The organism is Pseudohalioglobus sediminis, assembly GCF_008370495.1.
Taxonomy (GTDB): domain Bacteria; phylum Pseudomonadota; class Gammaproteobacteria; order Pseudomonadales; family Halieaceae; genus Halioglobus.
Window position 1 is genome coordinate 121,081 of the sequence record NZ_VTUX01000002.1, and the last position, 17,480, is coordinate 138,560.

Annotated in this window: 11 protein-coding genes; 7 read left to right on the forward strand and 4 right to left on the reverse strand. The window is 60.5% G+C overall.

Translation table 11 applies throughout. The annotated features are described in order from the left end of the window. Positions 1 to 35: 35 nt before the first annotated feature. From gloB to F0M18_RS04565, 4 genes are all read left to right on the forward strand, one after another. Complete coding sequence (gloB, locus tag F0M18_RS04550; RefSeq protein ID WP_149610229.1) at positions 36 to 809, forward strand: hydroxyacylglutathione hydrolase; 774 nt, start codon at positions 36 to 38, stop codon at positions 807 to 809. Between the two features lie 179 nt (positions 810 to 988). Beyond that, positions 989 to 2,248 (forward strand): transglycosylase SLT domain-containing protein, encoded by a 1,260-nt coding sequence (locus tag F0M18_RS04555; RefSeq protein WP_262500823.1) that lies wholly within the window; start codon positions 989 to 991, stop codon positions 2,246 to 2,248. Between the two features lie 6 nt (positions 2,249 to 2,254). Next, positions 2,255 to 3,373: a class I SAM-dependent methyltransferase gene (locus tag F0M18_RS04560; protein ID WP_149610230.1), complete on the forward strand. Its 1,119-nt coding sequence runs from the start codon at positions 2,255 to 2,257 to the stop codon at positions 3,371 to 3,373. An 85-nt stretch (positions 3,374 to 3,458) separates the two neighbouring features. After that, positions 3,459 to 4,061 carry a hypothetical protein gene (locus F0M18_RS04565; protein ID WP_149610231.1) on the forward strand — a complete coding sequence of 201 codons (603 nt, stop codon included), beginning with the start codon at positions 3,459 to 3,461 and terminating at the stop codon, positions 4,059 to 4,061. A 28-nt stretch (positions 4,062 to 4,089) separates the two neighbouring features. Here the strand turns inward: F0M18_RS04565 and F0M18_RS04570 are convergent, their stop codons facing one another. Then, positions 4,090 to 4,809 (reverse strand): NAD-dependent deacylase, encoded by a 720-nt coding sequence (locus F0M18_RS04570; protein ID WP_262500824.1) that lies wholly within the window; start codon positions 4,807 to 4,809, stop codon positions 4,090 to 4,092. A gap of 60 nt (positions 4,810 to 4,869) precedes the next feature. On the opposite strand from F0M18_RS04570, the gene F0M18_RS04575 reads away from it, so the two are divergent. After that, a complete protein-coding gene (locus F0M18_RS04575) occupies positions 4,870 to 5,742 on the forward strand; it encodes an LLM class F420-dependent oxidoreductase (RefSeq protein ID WP_149610232.1) in 873 nt (290 codons plus the stop codon). 20 nt (positions 5,743 to 5,762) lie between these two features. Here the strand turns inward: F0M18_RS04575 and F0M18_RS04580 are convergent, their stop codons facing one another. Continuing rightward, positions 5,763 to 9,110 carry a UvrD-helicase domain-containing protein gene (locus F0M18_RS04580; RefSeq protein ID WP_149610233.1) on the reverse strand — a complete coding sequence of 1,116 codons (3,348 nt, stop codon included), beginning with the start codon at positions 9,108 to 9,110 and terminating at the stop codon, positions 5,763 to 5,765. Continuing rightward, positions 9,107 to 11,779, reverse strand: coding sequence for a PD-(D/E)XK nuclease family protein (locus tag F0M18_RS04585; protein ID WP_149610234.1), 2,673 nt, complete (start codon positions 11,777 to 11,779; stop codon positions 9,107 to 9,109). The genes F0M18_RS04580 and F0M18_RS04585 overlap by 4 nt, the downstream gene beginning before the upstream one ends. A 135-nt stretch (positions 11,780 to 11,914) precedes the next feature. On the opposite strand from F0M18_RS04585, the gene F0M18_RS04590 reads away from it, so the two are divergent. Beyond that, positions 11,915 to 12,997 (forward strand): 3-deoxy-7-phosphoheptulonate synthase, encoded by a 1,083-nt coding sequence (locus F0M18_RS04590; RefSeq protein ID WP_149610235.1) that lies wholly within the window; start codon positions 11,915 to 11,917, stop codon positions 12,995 to 12,997. Positions 12,998 to 13,042: 45 nt separating this feature from the next. On the opposite strand, the gene nfuA is transcribed toward F0M18_RS04590, so the two are convergent. After that, positions 13,043 to 13,618 (reverse strand): Fe-S biogenesis protein NfuA, encoded by a 576-nt coding sequence (gene nfuA, locus F0M18_RS04595; RefSeq protein WP_149610236.1) that lies wholly within the window; start codon positions 13,616 to 13,618, stop codon positions 13,043 to 13,045. Between the two features lie 170 nt (positions 13,619 to 13,788). Between nfuA and metH the strand changes: the two genes are divergently transcribed. After that, complete coding sequence (gene metH, locus F0M18_RS04600; RefSeq protein WP_149610237.1) at positions 13,789 to 17,463, forward strand: methionine synthase; 3,675 nt, start codon at positions 13,789 to 13,791, stop codon at positions 17,461 to 17,463. Positions 17,464 to 17,480 lie beyond the last annotated feature (17 nt).

The window sequence follows — 17,480 nt, forward strand, 5'->3', positions numbered from 1 at the left end:
GTTACTGTATTTCTATCCAATTGAAACGCCATACCATGTTGAACATAGAACCTATCCCCGCATTTAACGACAACTATATCTGGTTGATCAGTTGCCCTGACAGTAAACGTGCCTTCGTGGTGGATCCGGGTGATGCCGCGCCGGTGGAAGCCGCCCTCTCAGAGCGTGAACTGTCCCTTGCCGGCATCCTCGTTACCCATCACCACTTTGACCACACCGGTGGTGTGGCTGAACTGCAACAGCGGCACGCTGCGCAGGTCTTCGGTCCGCACAACGAGGCGATAGAGGGTGTCGATGTGCGCTTGGGAGCCGGCGACGAGGTGGAGGTTTTTGGCCAGCGTTTCACCGTGCTGGAAGTACCCGGCCACACCCTGGACCACATCGCCTACTACCACGAGGGTAATACACCACTCTTATTCTGCGGCGACACCCTGTTCGCCGCCGGCTGCGGCCGCGTATTCGAAGGCACGCCGCCAATGATGCACGCGTCCTTGCAGCAACTGGCAGCCCTGCCTGGAAACACACAGGTTTACTGTGCCCACGAGTACACACTCGCCAATCTCGCGTTTGCCCGTGCCGTGGAACCCGGGAACCAGCGCCTGGCCCAGCGGATGCAAGACGCCCAGGCGACACGTGACCGCGGTGAACCCACCGTTCCGTCTACCGTGGCGCTGGAGTTGTCCACCAACCCGTTCGTACGCTGCCAGCAACCGGAACTGTTGGCCTCGCTGCGTGAGCAGGGCCGGCTCGAAAGCGATGATCCCGACGCTGTCTTTGCCACGGTGCGTGGCTGGAAAGACAGTTTTTAAGGTAATCAGCAAAAATCACTGGTCATAGCGCCTCACCCACCTAGAATGGGCATTCGCGGCCCTGCTTCAGTCGAAATGAGATATTATTCATTAAATACATGATGTTACGGTACATACTTCTAGTTATTTTTACATCATTGGCGCTGTCCGCTTGCCAAACGGCACCCGTCGAGGAGGCTGTGATAGCTGAGACTGCACTGCCGCAGCCCGCCGAGGAGGAAAGCTTTTTCGAACCGGTTGCCGCACCGGCAAAGAAAGTCGCCCGGCCACCCGGGAACCTGTGGCAACGCATCCGGCAGGGGCTGACCTGGCAGAGCCTGCACAATGAACAGATCGGCAGGGCCCGCGACGCCTACCTGCGCCAGCCCAACTACCTGTCGGTGGTCGCCGAGCGCGCCAGGTTTTATCTCTACTACATCGTCGAAGAAGTCGAGCGCCGCGACCTGCCCATGGAGTTGGCGCTGCTGCCGCTGGTGGAGAGCACGCTGAACCCTTTCGCCACATCTTCCGAACAGGCCGCGGGCCTGTGGCAAATCATGCCCGCCACGGGCAAGCAGCTCGGATTGCAGCAGGACTGGTGGTATGACGGACGCAGGGACCTTCGTGACTCGACCCGGGCGGCACTGGATTACCTCGAGTACCTCAACGACGCCTTCGACGGCGACTGGATGTTGACGCTCGCTGCGTATAATTCAGGCAAGGGCCGGGTTATGCGCGCCCAGAAGAAAAACCGCAACCGTGGCCGCCCGACTGACTACTGGTCCCTGGACCTGCCCCGTGAAACCCGCAAGTACGTGCCGCGACTTATTGCCCTCAGCCAGATCGTGGCCTACCCCGAGGCGTTCAACCTGGACATTCCGCGAGTCCCCAACAAACCTGCCTTTGCTGTTGCCGCGACCGATGGCCAGATTGAAATGGCGCGTGCCGCTGAACTCGCAGCCGTGGAGATGCATGTGCTGGAGGCCCTCAACCCAGGGCAACTGCGCTGGGCCACCTCCCCTGATGCGACGCAGGAACTGCTGCTGCCCGTTGATCGCGCGCCCCGCTTTGAAAGCGGCATTGCCAACCTGACCGAAAACGATCGCGTACGCTGGGAGCACTACAAAATACAACGTGGAGACAACCTGATACGCATTGCTCGCAAGTTCGACACGGAGGTAGGGCTGCTGCGCGAGGTCAACAATATCCGGGGCAACATCATCCGCGCCGGTGACACCATGATGATCCCGTATGGCAGCGATTGGGCCAGCAGCCTGGCCATGACCACCAAGTCCGAGCGGCAACAACAGACTTACCGGGTGCGCCGCGGTGACTCGCTGTATCGCATAGCGGGTAAATTCAAAGTATCGATCAATGACATCATCGCCTGGAATGCCCTGAACCCTGGCGACTACCTGCAACCGGGGCAGCGCCTGACGCTCTATGTGGGTGGCAGCTGATAAAGAATGCCCGCCACGGCGCCCACACTGCTGTCCTGCTCCCAGGGGGACTTCGAACTCAGCCGCCATCCGCGGCGCAGGCGCGAGACGCTGCAGGCCTGGTGCGCTGCAGATCTGCTGTTGCTGGAAGCCGTCGACAAGGCCCGCGGCAACACCCTGGTAGTCAACGACGATCACGGGGCACTGAGTATTCCGCTGTCAGCGCAGGCTCTGTGGACGGACTCTGCCCTGTCAGCGCAAGCGGTAGCCGATAATGCGCGGCGCAATGGCTGCGACCCGCCGGTTGTGTTCTGGAGCACGCAAGAGCCGCAGGGAGACTGGCCACAGGTGGTCATGCGCATACCCAAGCAACTCGCCTACTTCGAGTTTCAGTTGTCCCGATTGGCTCGCCTGCTGCCGCAAGATGCGAAGCTGTACTGCGCAGGCATGGACAAGCACCTGCCCAGGCAAACCGGCCAGTTGCTGGAGCGGTACTTCCGTGTGGTGGAGCGCCATCCCGGCCAGCGCAAGGCGAGGCTGTTCACGGCGTGCCAGCCGGTGCGCGATGCACCCGCAGCGGACGTCGACTCACACTATTTCTGTGCACCGGTCGGCCACCAGATGCTCTCACAGGCCAACGTTTTCAGCCGTGACGGCCTCGATATCGGCACCCGCTTCCTGCTCGACAATCTGCACCGCGTCGCCCCGGTGGACCAGGCTGCCGACCTGGCCTGTGGTAACGGTGTCCTGGGCATTGCGGCGATGCAACAGGGTATCGCCGGGGCGGTGACTTTTGCCGATGAGTCGGCGATGGCGATTGCTTCTGCCAGGCACAACGTACAGGCAATCCTCGGCAATGAGACGTCCGCCACTTTTCACCACGGCGATGGCCTGCTCGAGTGCGAACAGCAATTTGAGCTGATTCTCTGCAATCCTCCTTTCCATCTTGGCCATACCGTGGACGAATTTGCCGGGCGCCGCCTCATCCGCCAGTGCGCTGTCGCATTACGCCCGGGTGGACAACTGCTGCTGGTTGCCAACCGCCATCTCAACTACGCAGGGGAGCTCAAGCGTCGGTTCTCGCGGATCGAGCAAACGGGCCAGAACCGGAAATTCCGGCTGTGGCAGGCAACCCGCAGTTGCTAAGGCTGGCAAGGGTGGCTATCTTTACGACTGCCGGAACACCGGGCGTCGCCTGGGTACGGCAAACCCACCTCGAAAAGGATTACCCATGCAAAAAATCGTCAACAATATTCTAGGCACCGCGGCACTGATTGCTGCCGCCGTCATGATCCCGTTCACCGCTACCGCGGATGAACACGCAAAAGAGCCCACCTCAGGCGGTCGCGCCATGGCCATTGAAATGGAGGCCGAAGTCACCGCCGTAGATGCTGAAACACGCCAGGTTACGCTGACCGGAGCCGACGGCAGGTCGCTTACCATCACCGTACCGGAAGACGGCATAGCCATCGAAACCGTGGGCGTGGGTGACGTGCTTCGTGTCGGTTACCTGGCTGCGCTGGAGGGAGAACTGCGAGCCCCTACCGAGGAAGAGAAAGCCGATCCTTTCGTTGAGATTCGTGATGCCGCCCAGGGAGAGGTCGAGGGCACTGATGTTGTCGGTGCCGGCCGTGTCATCCATGCTGTATGCACTATCGAGGGCATGAACCGCCTGCTGGGCACGGTGACCGTGCTGGATTCCAACGGCAAGGTGCACGTCATTGCCGATGTAGAGCCCGAGAAAATGTCCGGCGTCACCCTCGGGCAGACTATCGTCCTGACCTTTACGGAAGCGGTTGCGGTAAGCCTCGAGCACGTATCCAAGGCTGAGTAAGTCATGCTGATCCTGGCCGGCAGCGTTTTTAGCCGGCCAGTATTTCCTCAACCACTTCAGCCACTTTCTCGGTGGCCAGCCCCCTGCGCTGATGGTGGAACACCCCTGTAACCTCACTCACCTCCCGGTTGATTTCCAGGGTCATGGCGCCGTACGCCAGGGCCTGGCGTACGAACCCCGCAGCGGGGTACACCACACCCGATGTGCCGACCGCTATGAACAGGTCGCACCGCGCCAGCTGGCCCTCAATATGTGGCATAAAGTAAGGCATCTCCCCAAACCAGACCACGTCGGGTCTGACGCCGCCGACTGCGCCACAGTCAGGGCACGGGCTGCTGTGATCGTAATCCTGCCGCGGCCGATGGCGTTCACCACAAAGCTGGCAAAGAGCGGAACGCAGTTCGCCATGCATATGGCAAACCTGTTCACTGCCACCGCGCTCGTGCAGGTCGTCAACATTCTGCGTGACCAGGAACACCCGGCCGGGAAAATCGCGCTGTAGCCGCGCAATGTCCCGGTGGGCGTTATTGGGCTCGACCTCGCCCAGTTTGTTGCGGCGCGCGTTATAAAAACGATAAACCAGGCCGGGATCACGGGCAAAGGCCTCGGGAGTGGCAATCTGCATCGGGTCATGGTTTTCCCATAGACCGTCGGCATCGCGAAACGTGGGGACCCCGGATTCGGCGGAGATACCGGCTCCGGTGAGTATGACAATGTGTTCGATTTGGCGGTCATTGAACAGCGGCAAGGACTTTTACCCCGGATAAGGCTACATTTACCCGGCATTAAAACGTATCAGGAGACCCTCGTGAAGTTTGTACTGTCCACCTCATTCAGCACCGTCGCCCATCTCACTGAGCTGGCGCCGGTAGCCGATACGCATGGCTGGCACGCCATGTCGTTTTCAGACCACGTGGTGAACCCCGAGACGATTCGCACACCCTACCCCTATACCGAAGACGGCAGCCGGCGCTGGCAGCCTTTTACAGACTGGCCGGACCCCTGGGTAATGATCGGCGCCCTGGCAGCGATAACCACCCGGTTGCGCTTTACCAATAATGTCTTCGTGTTACCCATGCGTAATCCCTACCTGGTCGCCAAGGCCATCAGCACAGCGTCAATTATTTCCAACAACCGTATCACCCCCGCCTTCGGTGTCGGCTGGTCAAAAGATGAGTTCGAACTGATGCAGCAGGATTTCCATACCCGCGGCAAGCGCGCCGATGAGATGATCGATGTCATGAAGCTGCTCTGGAGTGGGGAAATGGTCAGTTATGAGGGCAAGTACTATCAGTTTGAGCCCATGGAGATGAACCCGGCGCCGACGGCTCCCGTACCCATCTGGATCGGCGGTATATCAGACCCGGCGATGCGCCGCGCAGCGCGCGTCGGCGATGGCTGGGTGTCTGATCTGCAGCCCTCTGATGAAATTCTCGAGTCGGTGGCGAGAATACAGGCATGGCGCAAGGAGTACGGACGGGACCACTTGCCTTTCGAGGTCATGGCCACTCCCTCGGACGCCTGGGATGCAGACGGCTACAAACGCCTCGAGGACGGCGGCGTGACGCATATCATGACCATGCCCTGGCCCTTTTATCACGGTGCCAGTGATGCCCTGGAACACAAGATCGACGCAATCAAGCGCTTCTCAGACGACATCATCAGTCAATGCAGCGACTGAGTCGTTGAGCAGCCCACGGCTTAATCCTGGTCGAGTTCGGCTATCGGGTGCAGCAGACCCAGGCCGGTGAAATAGAGCGCGCAGCGAACCGGCTCGCTGGCGCGGGCTGCCAGGGCGTTTCGATATACCAGTAATTGCGGGCGATAACGCTCGCGCTCCGCGCACAGGAAGTCTTCCAGCGCCATCCCCTCAGCCGGTACGCTGCTCTTGTAATCCACGATCCAACGCACACCACTGGCTGAATCCACGAAGGTGCGGTCGATAACAAGGTCCCTGACCTGGTCATCCAGATGGGCCGTGAGCGCCAGTTCGCTGTGGGCATCGGCATGTTCTGCGCTCAGTAACCAGCGACCGCCAGCGTCATCAGCCAGGGTTCTGCGCAACGCCGCCATCACTGCCTGCTCGGCGGCGTCAAGCCGGCCCGGCCCCACACCCAGGGTTGCCAGGTCACAGCGCAACTGGTCCTGCAGGTGCTCGGGCACGTCGCGCGGCAGCGGTACCATCAGGCTCAGTTGTTCGAGGCCCTGGTGAATGACCGTGCCGATATGCCGCTCGTTCCAGTTCAGCGTCGGCGACGGTATATTGGCGTCTTCTTCCGCTACTGGTTGCGGCCCGGATGGTGGCGGCGGTGGGTTATCAAGGCGCAGCAGCGGGCGCGAAGTGACGGCCGCCTGCGCAGGCTCGGGGATGGCTGCATGTGCCGTCAGCTGGCGCTTGAACACCGGCCACAGTGGCGCCAGCAGGGATCCATCACCGGGAGGTTTGAACGCCGGTGTGGTGGCTTCCGTCTGCTCTCTCTCCTCCAGGCAGGCGGTCAGGGTAAGCCTTTTGACAGCGCGCGTTGTGCCGACATAGAGCAGGCGCGTATTTTCCAGTCGCGCCTTTTGTTTACGACAGCGCCGCAGATAGTTGTACAGGCCCGGGGCCTTGGCCTCACTGTGGTCATCCGCTGCGAGCATGATGCCGAGATCGCCACTGCTGCTGTTGTACTCGTCCCACAGCAGCAGTTGCCTGCTGTCGCCGCGTGTGGCGCGAGCCAGGGCCGGGATGAATACCCAATCGAACTCCAGGCCCTTGGCTTTGTGCAGGGTCATAACCTGCAGCGGCGCATCCGGAGTGTCACTGCTGGCAAACAGCCGCTCCAGGCGCTCCTGCATCCAGGTCATGGACAGCCCTGCACCTTCGGCCTCGGCCTCTTGCAGCAGCTGGAAAAACGCCTCGGCATCCTGCAGGTAGCGCGCCTGGTTGAGGCAGGCGGGGCCGCCCAGGTGCTCCCAGGTTTGTTCGACCCAGACACGCAGGGCCAGCCGATCGCGCTTCTGTTCCGCCCAGCGCAGGCACTCACTGACCCGGGCAAGGCTGGTTCTGCCGCGCTCGCTCAACGTCCCCGGGAAATCACCCTGCAACAGCCAGGCTGCCAGGTTCTGGTATCGGGGATGTTCGCTGGCACCGACGACGGCCTGCAGGTCCGCCAGTGACAGCGCGCACCATGGCGCACGCAGCAAGGCCAGCCAGGCCACGCGATCTGCGGGATTGGCCAGTGCGCGACAGAGTAGCGTCAGGTCGACGATGGCCGGGGAACTGGCCAGGTTGTCCATGTCCTGCGCGGCGAAAGGTATGTCCTGGCGCCGCAATTGCTCAAGAATCGGGGCCAGGTGTGACCTGCTGCGTCCGAGCACGGCAATGCTGGTGATGTTGTCATCGGCCAGTCCCGCCTGCAGTTGCTGCACCAGCCACGCGGCCTCCTGCTGTGCGGCTGCCTCGCCTGAAAAGGCATGCATCTGTATGGCATCGGCCGCGCCCGCGGGCTTGACGGCTGCGGCATCGCTGAAGCCCACCTGCCCCTTCCTGGCATTGTCTTCGTGCGGGAAAGCCTCGCGAAAGCTCTGGTTAACCCATTCGACGATGCCCTCCTCCGAGCGAAAGTTGCAGCGCAATTCGACGCTCTCCGGTACGACACCGTTGAAGCCCTGGTCCCTGGCGGTGAGAAACAGGCCGACGTTGGCGTTGCGAAAGCCGTAAATGGACTGCATACCATCGCCGACGATGAAAATCGTTCGCGGGGCCTCGCCATTCACCGCATTGTGCTCGCCCCAGCCGCGGGTCAGGCGTTCGATGAGGCGGTACTGGTTCAGCGCCGTATCCTGGAACTCGTCAACCAGTATATGCTCGATACCGTAGTCGAGCCGCAAGGCCAGCTCTGTAGGCGCCGCATCATCACCGAGAGCGTCAAGGGCGGAAAGCGTGACCTGGCTGTGGTCCACCACACCGCGTCGCTCAAACACCAGCAGCAGGCAGGCCGCAAGCAGTGGCAGCACATGTGAAAGGTGCACCACTAACTGCCAGGAGGACTCGTGGCTGTCCATCAACGGTAGCCACATCACCTCGGCGAGCGCGGCATCCAGTCCCGGCTCAGCTGCCAGGCATTCAACCAGGTCCTTGAACTGCGCCTTGCGTTCCTTGGGCTCACCTGTGCCGGTAATAAATCCGTTGCGCACATTGACCGTGCTGCGAAACATGCCCTGCTGGGTGAGCAACATGCTTGCCAGCGCGCGCCAGTGCCCCAAGTCATCCGCTATCGCGGCAGGAAACGACGCGGGTACCGGTGCATGGAGATTGGACTGCGCATAAACCAACAGCTCGAAGAGCTTGTCCTGCCATGGCAGCAGGCGGTCACGCAATTCTGACAGCGTATCTGCCGTGGCAGCGGCTACCGTCCGTTCAATACTGGCCTGTGCTTCTCTCGGCGAATAGCGCGCGCCCATGTATTCATGCCACTGCTCACGCTTGGCCAGCATCTCCACCAGCAGTTCTGTCAGGCGATCCCAGTTGTTGTCGAAGTGCAACAACAGTGCCTCCAGGTCCTTCACCTCCGGCCTTGATGTGCCGACCAGGGTAAACAGCTCCTGCACGGCCTCCCGGTATAAGGGCACAGCGTTGTCAGTTGCCTGCGCCTGCCCGCCAAAGCGGCTGAGCACTGGCATCTGCCTGGTCAGCCCGGCACAAAAGCTGTCGATCGTCTTGATATTCAGGCGCGATATATCCCGACCGAGATGCCAGTCACCGGCCGCGCTTGCAGCCAGGGCAGCGCTTGCCAGCTCGCGCGTTACCCGCTGGTGATCATCGCTCACTGGCAGGTCCTGCTGCGCTGCGCGCAATGCCTGCAGCACGCGCTCGCGCATTTCAGCTGCTGCCTTGCGGGTGAAGGTGATGGCCAGCACCTGTTCCGGCTTTGTCACCCGGGACAGCAGTGCCAGGTATCGCTGTATCAGTAACTCGGTCTTGCCGGATCCGGCCGGGGCCGTCACGCAAAAGCTTTTGCTGACATCCAGCGCCCTGCGGCGCTCTGTAGCATCAGCGATACTCACACTGGACCTCCGTCGTGTATCTCCACCCGGCAGAGCGCTTGCATACCACAGTACGTGCAGGCAGCAGGCAGTGGGTCCACTGCAGCCTCCCCCTGCATGAATGCATCTGCGAGGCGTTCGAGGTTACTGCGCCACTCCGCCAGTAAGCCCGGCCAGTCCTGCTGTTCCGAATAGCGCTGTACTGCCCTGGCGACATCCTGCTGCACGCCGGCAACGCCTTCAACTTCCCCTATACCGATCATGCGGCAGTCGCGGGCGCGCACCTGTGCAAAAGCCAGTCCGGAGGCATCACCGATCAGTCCATACAGAGGCAGCTGTGGCTGCGACGGCCGCTCTCCGAGCCAGCTGGACAGGCTGCTGCGGCCGCTTTTGTAATCAATGACCAGTTGCGCTCCGTCCGCCAAACGGTCAATTCGGTCCAGCTTCAAGCTGAGCCGCAGACCGGCAAACGTGTATTCGGCAGGGTCCTCCCGGGAGACCACCGTGAACGGTTCCCGCGCTCGCTCGACCTCCAGCCACTCATGTAACAACGCTGTGAGACGCTGTTGCTCCAGATCCAGGCAGCCCCTGCCAACCAACTGCGACAATGCCGAGGGCAGTTGTTGCATCGCCGAATCTATGGAGCGATTTACGATGGAGTGCAGCGCTGCCTCGTCCTGCCGGTGCAATGTTGCACTGTCCTGCAGCTCGCCCCACAGTGCGTAGAGCGCATCGTGCAGCAGTTTACCGCGCTCTGTAGCGCGCAGCCCGCTGCGTGGCTCATCCAGCGGTTGCGCCTGGAGCCGCAGGACGGCAAAGGCCCTGAAAGGACAATTCGCCTGAGCCTGCAGGATGGCAGTGCCGCCGCGGATCGCAGCCAACTGCGCTGAAGACAGTGCCGGCGCGTTGTCGTCGCGCTGTGCTACCAGACGCGCAGCGCCGGATGTTTCATGCCAGTCGCGCCAGGGCTCCTCGGCCAGCTCGTGCTGTTCAATCTGCACGCCGTCGAGCAGCGCGCTGGGCACTTCCGGGACCCCGTCATTCTGTCGGGAAAAGCTCGCTATCAATACGCGACAGCCCGCTCGATACTGGCGCATCAGGGCCGTGGCATAGCGCCACTCACGCTCGGCTGAGCTGTGTGGCATGGACAGGCGACGCTGCATGGCGACAGGAAGGAATGGGTTCGGCCGCGCCGGCGCTGGCCAGCGACTGCCCTGCAAGCCGACCATCCACACCTGGTCAAACTGCAGCCCAGCTGCCTCCAGCGGCCCCAGCACCTGTATACCGCTGCTGGCAGTCTGTGGCTGCGATATCCTCTGCTGGCAGCACCGGCGCAGCAGGGCCAGGGCCTCGCTCGCAGGGAGTTCACCGCTGAGCGCGTCAAAGCCGGAAAAGGCTTCCAGTACCTCGTACCAGGTCTCCACTTGCTGGTATTCAAGGGAATCCAGCGGCCCCGGGCCGGGCCAGCCGAATATCTGCAGTACCTGGCAAAAGTGCTCAACCCAGTGCGACGGTAGCTCCCGCCTGCGATCAAGACGCAGCGCAGAGATCGCTTTAAGGCAGTCTCCAATCGCCGTGCCCCGCTGCTCATCGATGCGGACTGTCGCGGCCAGGTGACGCAGTCTCGCGGTGCTGATGCGCTGTACACCGTCGCGGTACAAAGCCTGCAACAGTTTCAGGCCGGTTTCCGTGAGCGCGTCGCGGCAGGCGGCAAAGCGACTGATGATTAGCCCCTGCACATCCTCCTGGCTGACCTGGGGCTCAATAACCGTCAGCATGCGCAGCGCATCGCGAATCACCGGCGCCCTGTCCAGTGGAATACCGGTGGAGAAGTCCACCGGCAAGGCGCCGTAGTTGTCTCCCAGGCAATCGAACTGCCGGCGCAAGAGATACTCCAACTCGTTGCGATCCGACTGCATATCCGTCAGCAGGATGCCCAGGCGGCACCCTGTATCACTTGTGTATTGCGACGCGGCCCAGCGCGCAACTGCGCTCAATTCAGCGCGTCGCTCAGCAAAGCTCTTGCCGATAATTGGTGCCGACGCATCCGCGCTGGCTACCTCTTCCAGCGGATCGGCACGGGACGCGACCACTGCGCGATGCAAGGGCGCTATGTCGTCGAAGTCGACCAGCGCTATGGGCACAGTTGCTGCGCTGTAATCCAGCGCCAGCAGGCGTATTGCGCTGTCGTCAATTGTGAGCGCGGACTGCTGCTGCAGCGCAACGGTGAAGGCCCGGCACCAGCGCAGGAAGGTGGCACAGTCGTCGTCCAGCGCGAACTCGCTGGTAGCCTTCGTATCCGCGGGATCAATGCCATAGCGCAGCATCAATTCGCGTGCCTGGCGGGCCAGGTCAACCGCTGCGTCAAGGCGCAGCAGTGGGGCACTATCGGTGGCGCTGGTATCGTCACGGATGACCTGTCGCCACAATTCGGCCTGCTGCAAGGGGCTTATGGTTTTGGCGGGTGACACCACTCCTGCACGCACGGCCTGTTGCCACTGCCCGGCCAGCCATTGCTCCAGCGCGCACACTGGCGCCGGCTCCCAGGTCACCTGCCCCGCCTGCATTTGCTCACGATCCCAGGCCTGCTTGATCGCTCGGGACAGGCGCAGGTTCGGCGTGATCAGGGTGAAACCCCGCTGCAGCAAGGGCCTTAGCCTGTCTAAATCGAAATATCGGGGTGAATCCATTGCGGGCCTTACCTGCCTCCTGCCGCGCCCGAGTGGCGCCTACCCAAACCTTGACCGCTGCTATAGAATGTCGCGCCGCGCGCGCCACCTCGGCACGCGGCCGCGTCCGGTTTTTACTGTATCAGGGATACGAACATGAGCAACAAGCAAGTCCACAATATCAACGTCGCTTCGCAGGGCGTACTGATAACGCCCGAACAACTCTGGGACGAGCTGCCCATGTCTGACCAGGTGCGAGAAACTGTGGCCGACAGCCGCCGCATCATCTGGGACATACTGGACGGCAGGGATCACCGCCTTTTCGTGGTGGTTGGGCCATGCTCCATTCATGATACGGAAGCGGCCCTGGATTATGCGCGCCGCCTCAAGGCACTGGCGGACGAGCTCGGTGACACACTGTATATCGTGATGCGCGTGTACTTCGAGAAACCCAGGACCACTGTCGGCTGGAAAGGGCTGATCAATGACCCGGACCTGGATGACTCTTTCCAGATCGAGAAGGGTCTGCATATTGGTCGTCAACTGTTGCTGGACATTCTGGAACTGGGCCTGCCCACCTCCACCGAAGCGCTCGACCCGATTTCGCCCCAGTACTTGCAGGACCTGATCAGCTGGTCAGCCATCGGCGCTCGCACCACGGAATCGCAGACTCACCGGGAAATGGCCAGTGGGCTGTCTTCCGCTGTGGGCTTCAAGAACGGTACCGACGGGAGTCTTACTGTCGCCACCAACGCACTGAATTCGGTATCCAAGCCGCATCGTTTTCTGGGTATCAACCGACAGGGCCAGGTATCGGTATTTACCACCCGCGGCAACGCCCATGGTCATATCGTGCTCCGCGGCGGCAGTAACGGGCCGAACTATGACTCGGTACACATTCGCCTGTGTGAGGAGGCGCTGGAACAAGCGGGCCTCGCGCGCAACATCATGGTGGACTGCTCGCATGCCAATTCCAACAAGCAGCCCGAACTGCAACCGCTGGTCGTGGAGAACGTGGGTAACCAGATACTTGAGGGCAACGAATCGATTGTTGGCCTGATGATTGAGTCCAACATTAATGCAGGGAACCAGTCGATACCGGAGAACCTCGAAGACCTCCAGTACGGTGTCTCAGTTACCGATGGCTGTATCGATTGGGAGAGCACCGAATCCTGCCTGCGCAAATTGCGGGACACCGTCAGGGCTACCCTGCCCTCTAGGCAAAGAACCGCCCGTTAAACGAGCCTGGCGGCCCTGACTATGCTGCGCTGATCGCGGGGCAGATCAGTAATAGGCCTGCGAGCGATCTGTGTGGTCGGTCATATCCCGCACACCTGCCAGCTGCGGCAGCTGCTCCAGCAGGGTCTTCTCTACCCCGCCCTTCAGGGTCTGGTCTACGGCGGAGCAGCCCTGGCAGCCGCCTCCAAAGCGCAATACCGCGAAATGGTCTTCTGTCAGCTCTACCAGGCTCACTTCACCGCCGTGTGCGGCCAGCGCCGGGTTAACCTCGTTATACAGGATGTAGTTGATGCGGTCCTCCAGCGGGCTGTTCTCATCCACGCGAGGCATTTTCGCGTTGGGCGCCTTGATCGTCAGTTGACCGCCCATTCTGTCCTTGGAGTAATCGACCAGTGCGTCCTCCAGGAACGGCAGGGAACGGCTCTCGAACCAGGCGGTGAACTGCTCGAAGACATGCTCTTCGTCGCCTTCCTGCACATCGCCCTCGCGGCAATACGCGATGCAGGTTTCAGCCCTGGGGGTGCCGGGCTGATTGATGAAGACGCGCACGCCGAGGGCGTCATCCTGCTTGGAGAGGAGTTCAGCGAGGTACTCCTGGGCTGATTCGGTAATGGTGACCATGGGTCTTAACCTGCTTTCTGAGTAATTTAGTCAAGTATTCTAAGAAAATTGGGACGCGCCCGCGAGTATTCAAGGCATTTAGCGGCAAAATATCTATATCAAATAATTTTGATATAGATAGGTCGGTCTGCTAGGATGCCCTCCTTTTCAGCTGCACCCCGGAGAACAAAGTGCCCTCAGATTCGACCCCAGCCCTGATCTCAGCCCTGCAGGAACGCATCCTGATCATGGATGGCGCCATGGGCACCATGATACAGAAGGAGGGTCTGGAGGAAGCAGACTATCGCGGTGAGCGCTTCGCGGATCATGCAGTGGATCTCAAGGGTAATAACGACCTCTTGTGCATCACCCGGCCGGAGGTGATCGAAGCTATCCACAGCGCGTATCTTGATGCCGGCGCGGATGTCATTGAAACCAATAGCTTTAATGCCACATCGATCGGCCAAGATGATTATCGCCTTGGCGCAATCGCGTATGAGTTAAACCTCGCTGCCGCCAAAGTAGCACGCCTTGCCGCCGACAAGTGCATGGCAAAAGAGCCCGGGCGCCCCCGTTTTGTCGCTGGCTCCCTGGGCCCTACGCCTAAAACAGCCTCGATTTCTCCCGACGTCAATGATCCCGGCGCCCGCGGCGTCAGCTTCGATGAGCTCAGCGCAGCGTACCTGGAGGCATCACTGGCACTGATCGAAGGTGGCGTCGACATTCTGTTGATAGAGACGATCTTCGACACGCTGAATGCCAAGGCAGCCATCTACGCCGTCAAGCAGGCCTTTGAGCGGACTGGTAAGGAATTACCGCTGATGATCTCGGTCACATTCCCCGATGTCAGCGGACGTGTGCTTTCCGGGCAGAACCCCGAGGCATTCTACAACGCCATCGCCCACGCCAAACCGCTTATCGTCGGCAGCAATTGTGGACGCCGTTACAAGGAGATTCGCCCTTTCCTGGAAGAGCTGTCGAATGTCACAGATTGCTATTTCGGCGCCTACCTGAACGCCGGCTTGCCGAATGCGTTTGGCGAGTTCGATGAAACGCCGGAAATCATGCACGATGACTTCCATGAATTCGCCAGTCGCGGGATGCTGAACATGGCGGGCGGCTGCTGTGGCACCACCCCGGAGCACATCCGGGCGATTGCCGATGCGGTATCCGGGGTGGCACCCAGGCCACTGCCCGAGCGCGAACCGGCGTGCCGCCTGGGCGGCCTCGAAGCGCTCAATATCCAGGCCGACAGTCTGTTCGTGAACGTGGGAGAGCGCTGCAACGTCACCGGCTCGGCGCGATTCAAGCGCCTGATACTTGAAGAGGACTATGAAACAGCCCTGGATGTGGCGCGCACCCAGGTAGAGGACGGCGCGCAAATCATCGACGTCAATATGGACGAAGGCATGCTCGATGCCGAGAAAGCAATGGTCACCTTTCTCAACCTGGTCGCGTCTGAGCCTGACATATCCCGCGTACCCATCATGGTCGACTCGTCCAAGTGGTCTGTTATCGAAGCCGGGCTCAAATGCATCCCTGGCAAGCCGGTGGTGAATTCCATCAGCCTCAAGGCCGGTGAAGACGAATTCCTTGAGCAGGCAAGACTGTGCCTTCGCTATGGCGCCGCGGTGGTGGTGATGGCGTTTGACGAGGACGGCCAGGCCGACAATCTCCAGCGCAGGCAGGACATCTGTCGCCGCTCCTACGATCTGCTGGTGAACGAGGTGGGCTTTGACCCCAATGACATTATCTTCGATCCCAATATCTTTGCCGTTGCCACCGGTATAGAAGAACACAACAACTATGCCGTGGATTTCATTGAGGCCACGCGGTTTATCAAGGAGCAGCTTCCGGGGGCGCTGGTATCCGGCGGTGTATCCAATGTCTCGTTTTCTTTCCGCGGCAACAATCCGGTGCGCGAAGCGATCCATTCGGTGTTTCTTTACCATGCCATTCGCGCCGGCATGGACATGGGCATAGTCAACGCCGGTCAATTGGCGGTCTATGACGAACTGCCCGCTGACCTGCGCGAAGCGGTCGAAGATGTTGTGCTTAATCGCCGCGACGACGGCACCGAGCGGCTTCTGGATATGGCCGAAAAATACCGTGCCAGCGGCAGCGGTGAAGCGCGCAAGGAAGACCTGAGCTGGCGTGAGGAAGACGTCGGCAAGCGCCTCGAATACGCGCTCGTAAAAGGCATAAACACGTACATTCTCGAGGATGCAGAGGCAGCCCGGCAGCAGTTTGACCGCCCTATCGAAGTCATCGAAGGCCCGCTGATGGACGGCATGAATGTAGTTGGAGACCTGTTTGGTGAGGGCAAGATGTTTCTACCCCAGGTGGTCAAAAGTGCCCGGGTGATGAAACAGGCCGTGGCCTATCTGCAGCCCTATATCGAGGAAGAAAAAAGCGAGGGCAACAACACCAACGGCAAAATCCTGATGGCTACGGTCAAGGGTGACGTTCACGATATCGGCAAGAACATTGTCGGCGTTGTTCTGCAGTGCAACAATTTTGAAGTTATCGACCTCGGCGTGATGGTGGCATGTGAAGAGATTTTACGCGTTGCCCGAGAGGAAAACGTCGACATCATCGGTCTTTCGGGGCTGATAACGCCATCACTCGATGAAATGGTACATGTTGCCGCGGAGATGCAACGGCAGGAGTTCAATGTGCCGCTGCTGATAGGCGGGGCGACCACCTCCAATGCCCACACCGCTGTAAAAATCGAGCCGCAGTACAGCAATGACCTGGTAGCTTACGTACCGGACGCTTCACGCAGTGTTTCGGTTGCCACACAGCTGTTAGGGGACGCAAAGCCAAACTTTGTCAGCGAACGCCGCGCACAGTATGAGCAGGTCAGGGAGCGTATTGCCAACCGTGAACCGAGGGCGCGGCAGCTACCCTACAGCGAGGCCACCAGCCGGGCCCTGCAATTGGACTGGGGCAGCTACCAACCTCCCCGCCCGAGTTTCCTGGGTACGAAGGTGTTCGATGACTTTCCGCTACAGGCACTCGTCGACACTATCGACTGGACCCCGTTTTTCATTACCTGGGAGCTGGCTGGAAAATTCCCGGCCATACTCGATGATGACAAGGTCGGGCAACAGGCGACGGAATTGTTCCGCGATGCCCAGGCGATGCTCGCCCGCATAGTCGACGAAAAACTGCTGACGGCAAGAGGCGTGGTTGGCTTCTGGCCTGCGCGCCGCAACGGTGCGGACGATATAGACCTCTATAACGACGAATCCTGCGAACAGCACCTGGCCACGCTGCACCAGTTGCGACAGCAGACAGACAAGCCCGGCGACAAGCCCAACCTGAGTCTGGCCGACTACATCGCCCCGGACGGGGACTATATCGGCGGATTCTGCGTCACCACCGGTCACGGCGTGGATCAACTGGCCGCCGAATTTGAAAAAGAGCACGATGACTACAGCAGCATAATGCTGAAAGCCCTGGCCGACCGGCTGGCAGAGTCCTTTGCCGAGCACCTGCATCGACTTGTGCGCACGCAGTTGTGGGGTTATGCAGCAGACGAAGCGCTCGATAATGACGCCCTGATCCGGGAACGCTACCGGGGCATACGCCCTGCCCCCGGTTACCCCGCCTGCCCCGATCACACGGAAAAAGCCACGCTGTTTGAGCTTCTCGATGCCAGTGCCGCGACAGGTGTGACGCTCTCAGAGCATTTCGCCATGAGCCCGGCAGCCTCGGTGAGTGGTTTCTATTATGCGCATCCCGAGGCAAAATACTTCGCCGTGGGGAAAATTGGTCGCGACCAGGTTGCTGATCTGGCAGCGCGCAAAGGTGTTGCCGTCGAATCTGTGGAACGCTGGCTGCGTCCGAACCTGAGTTACTGAGGAGTTTGTGCCTGAAC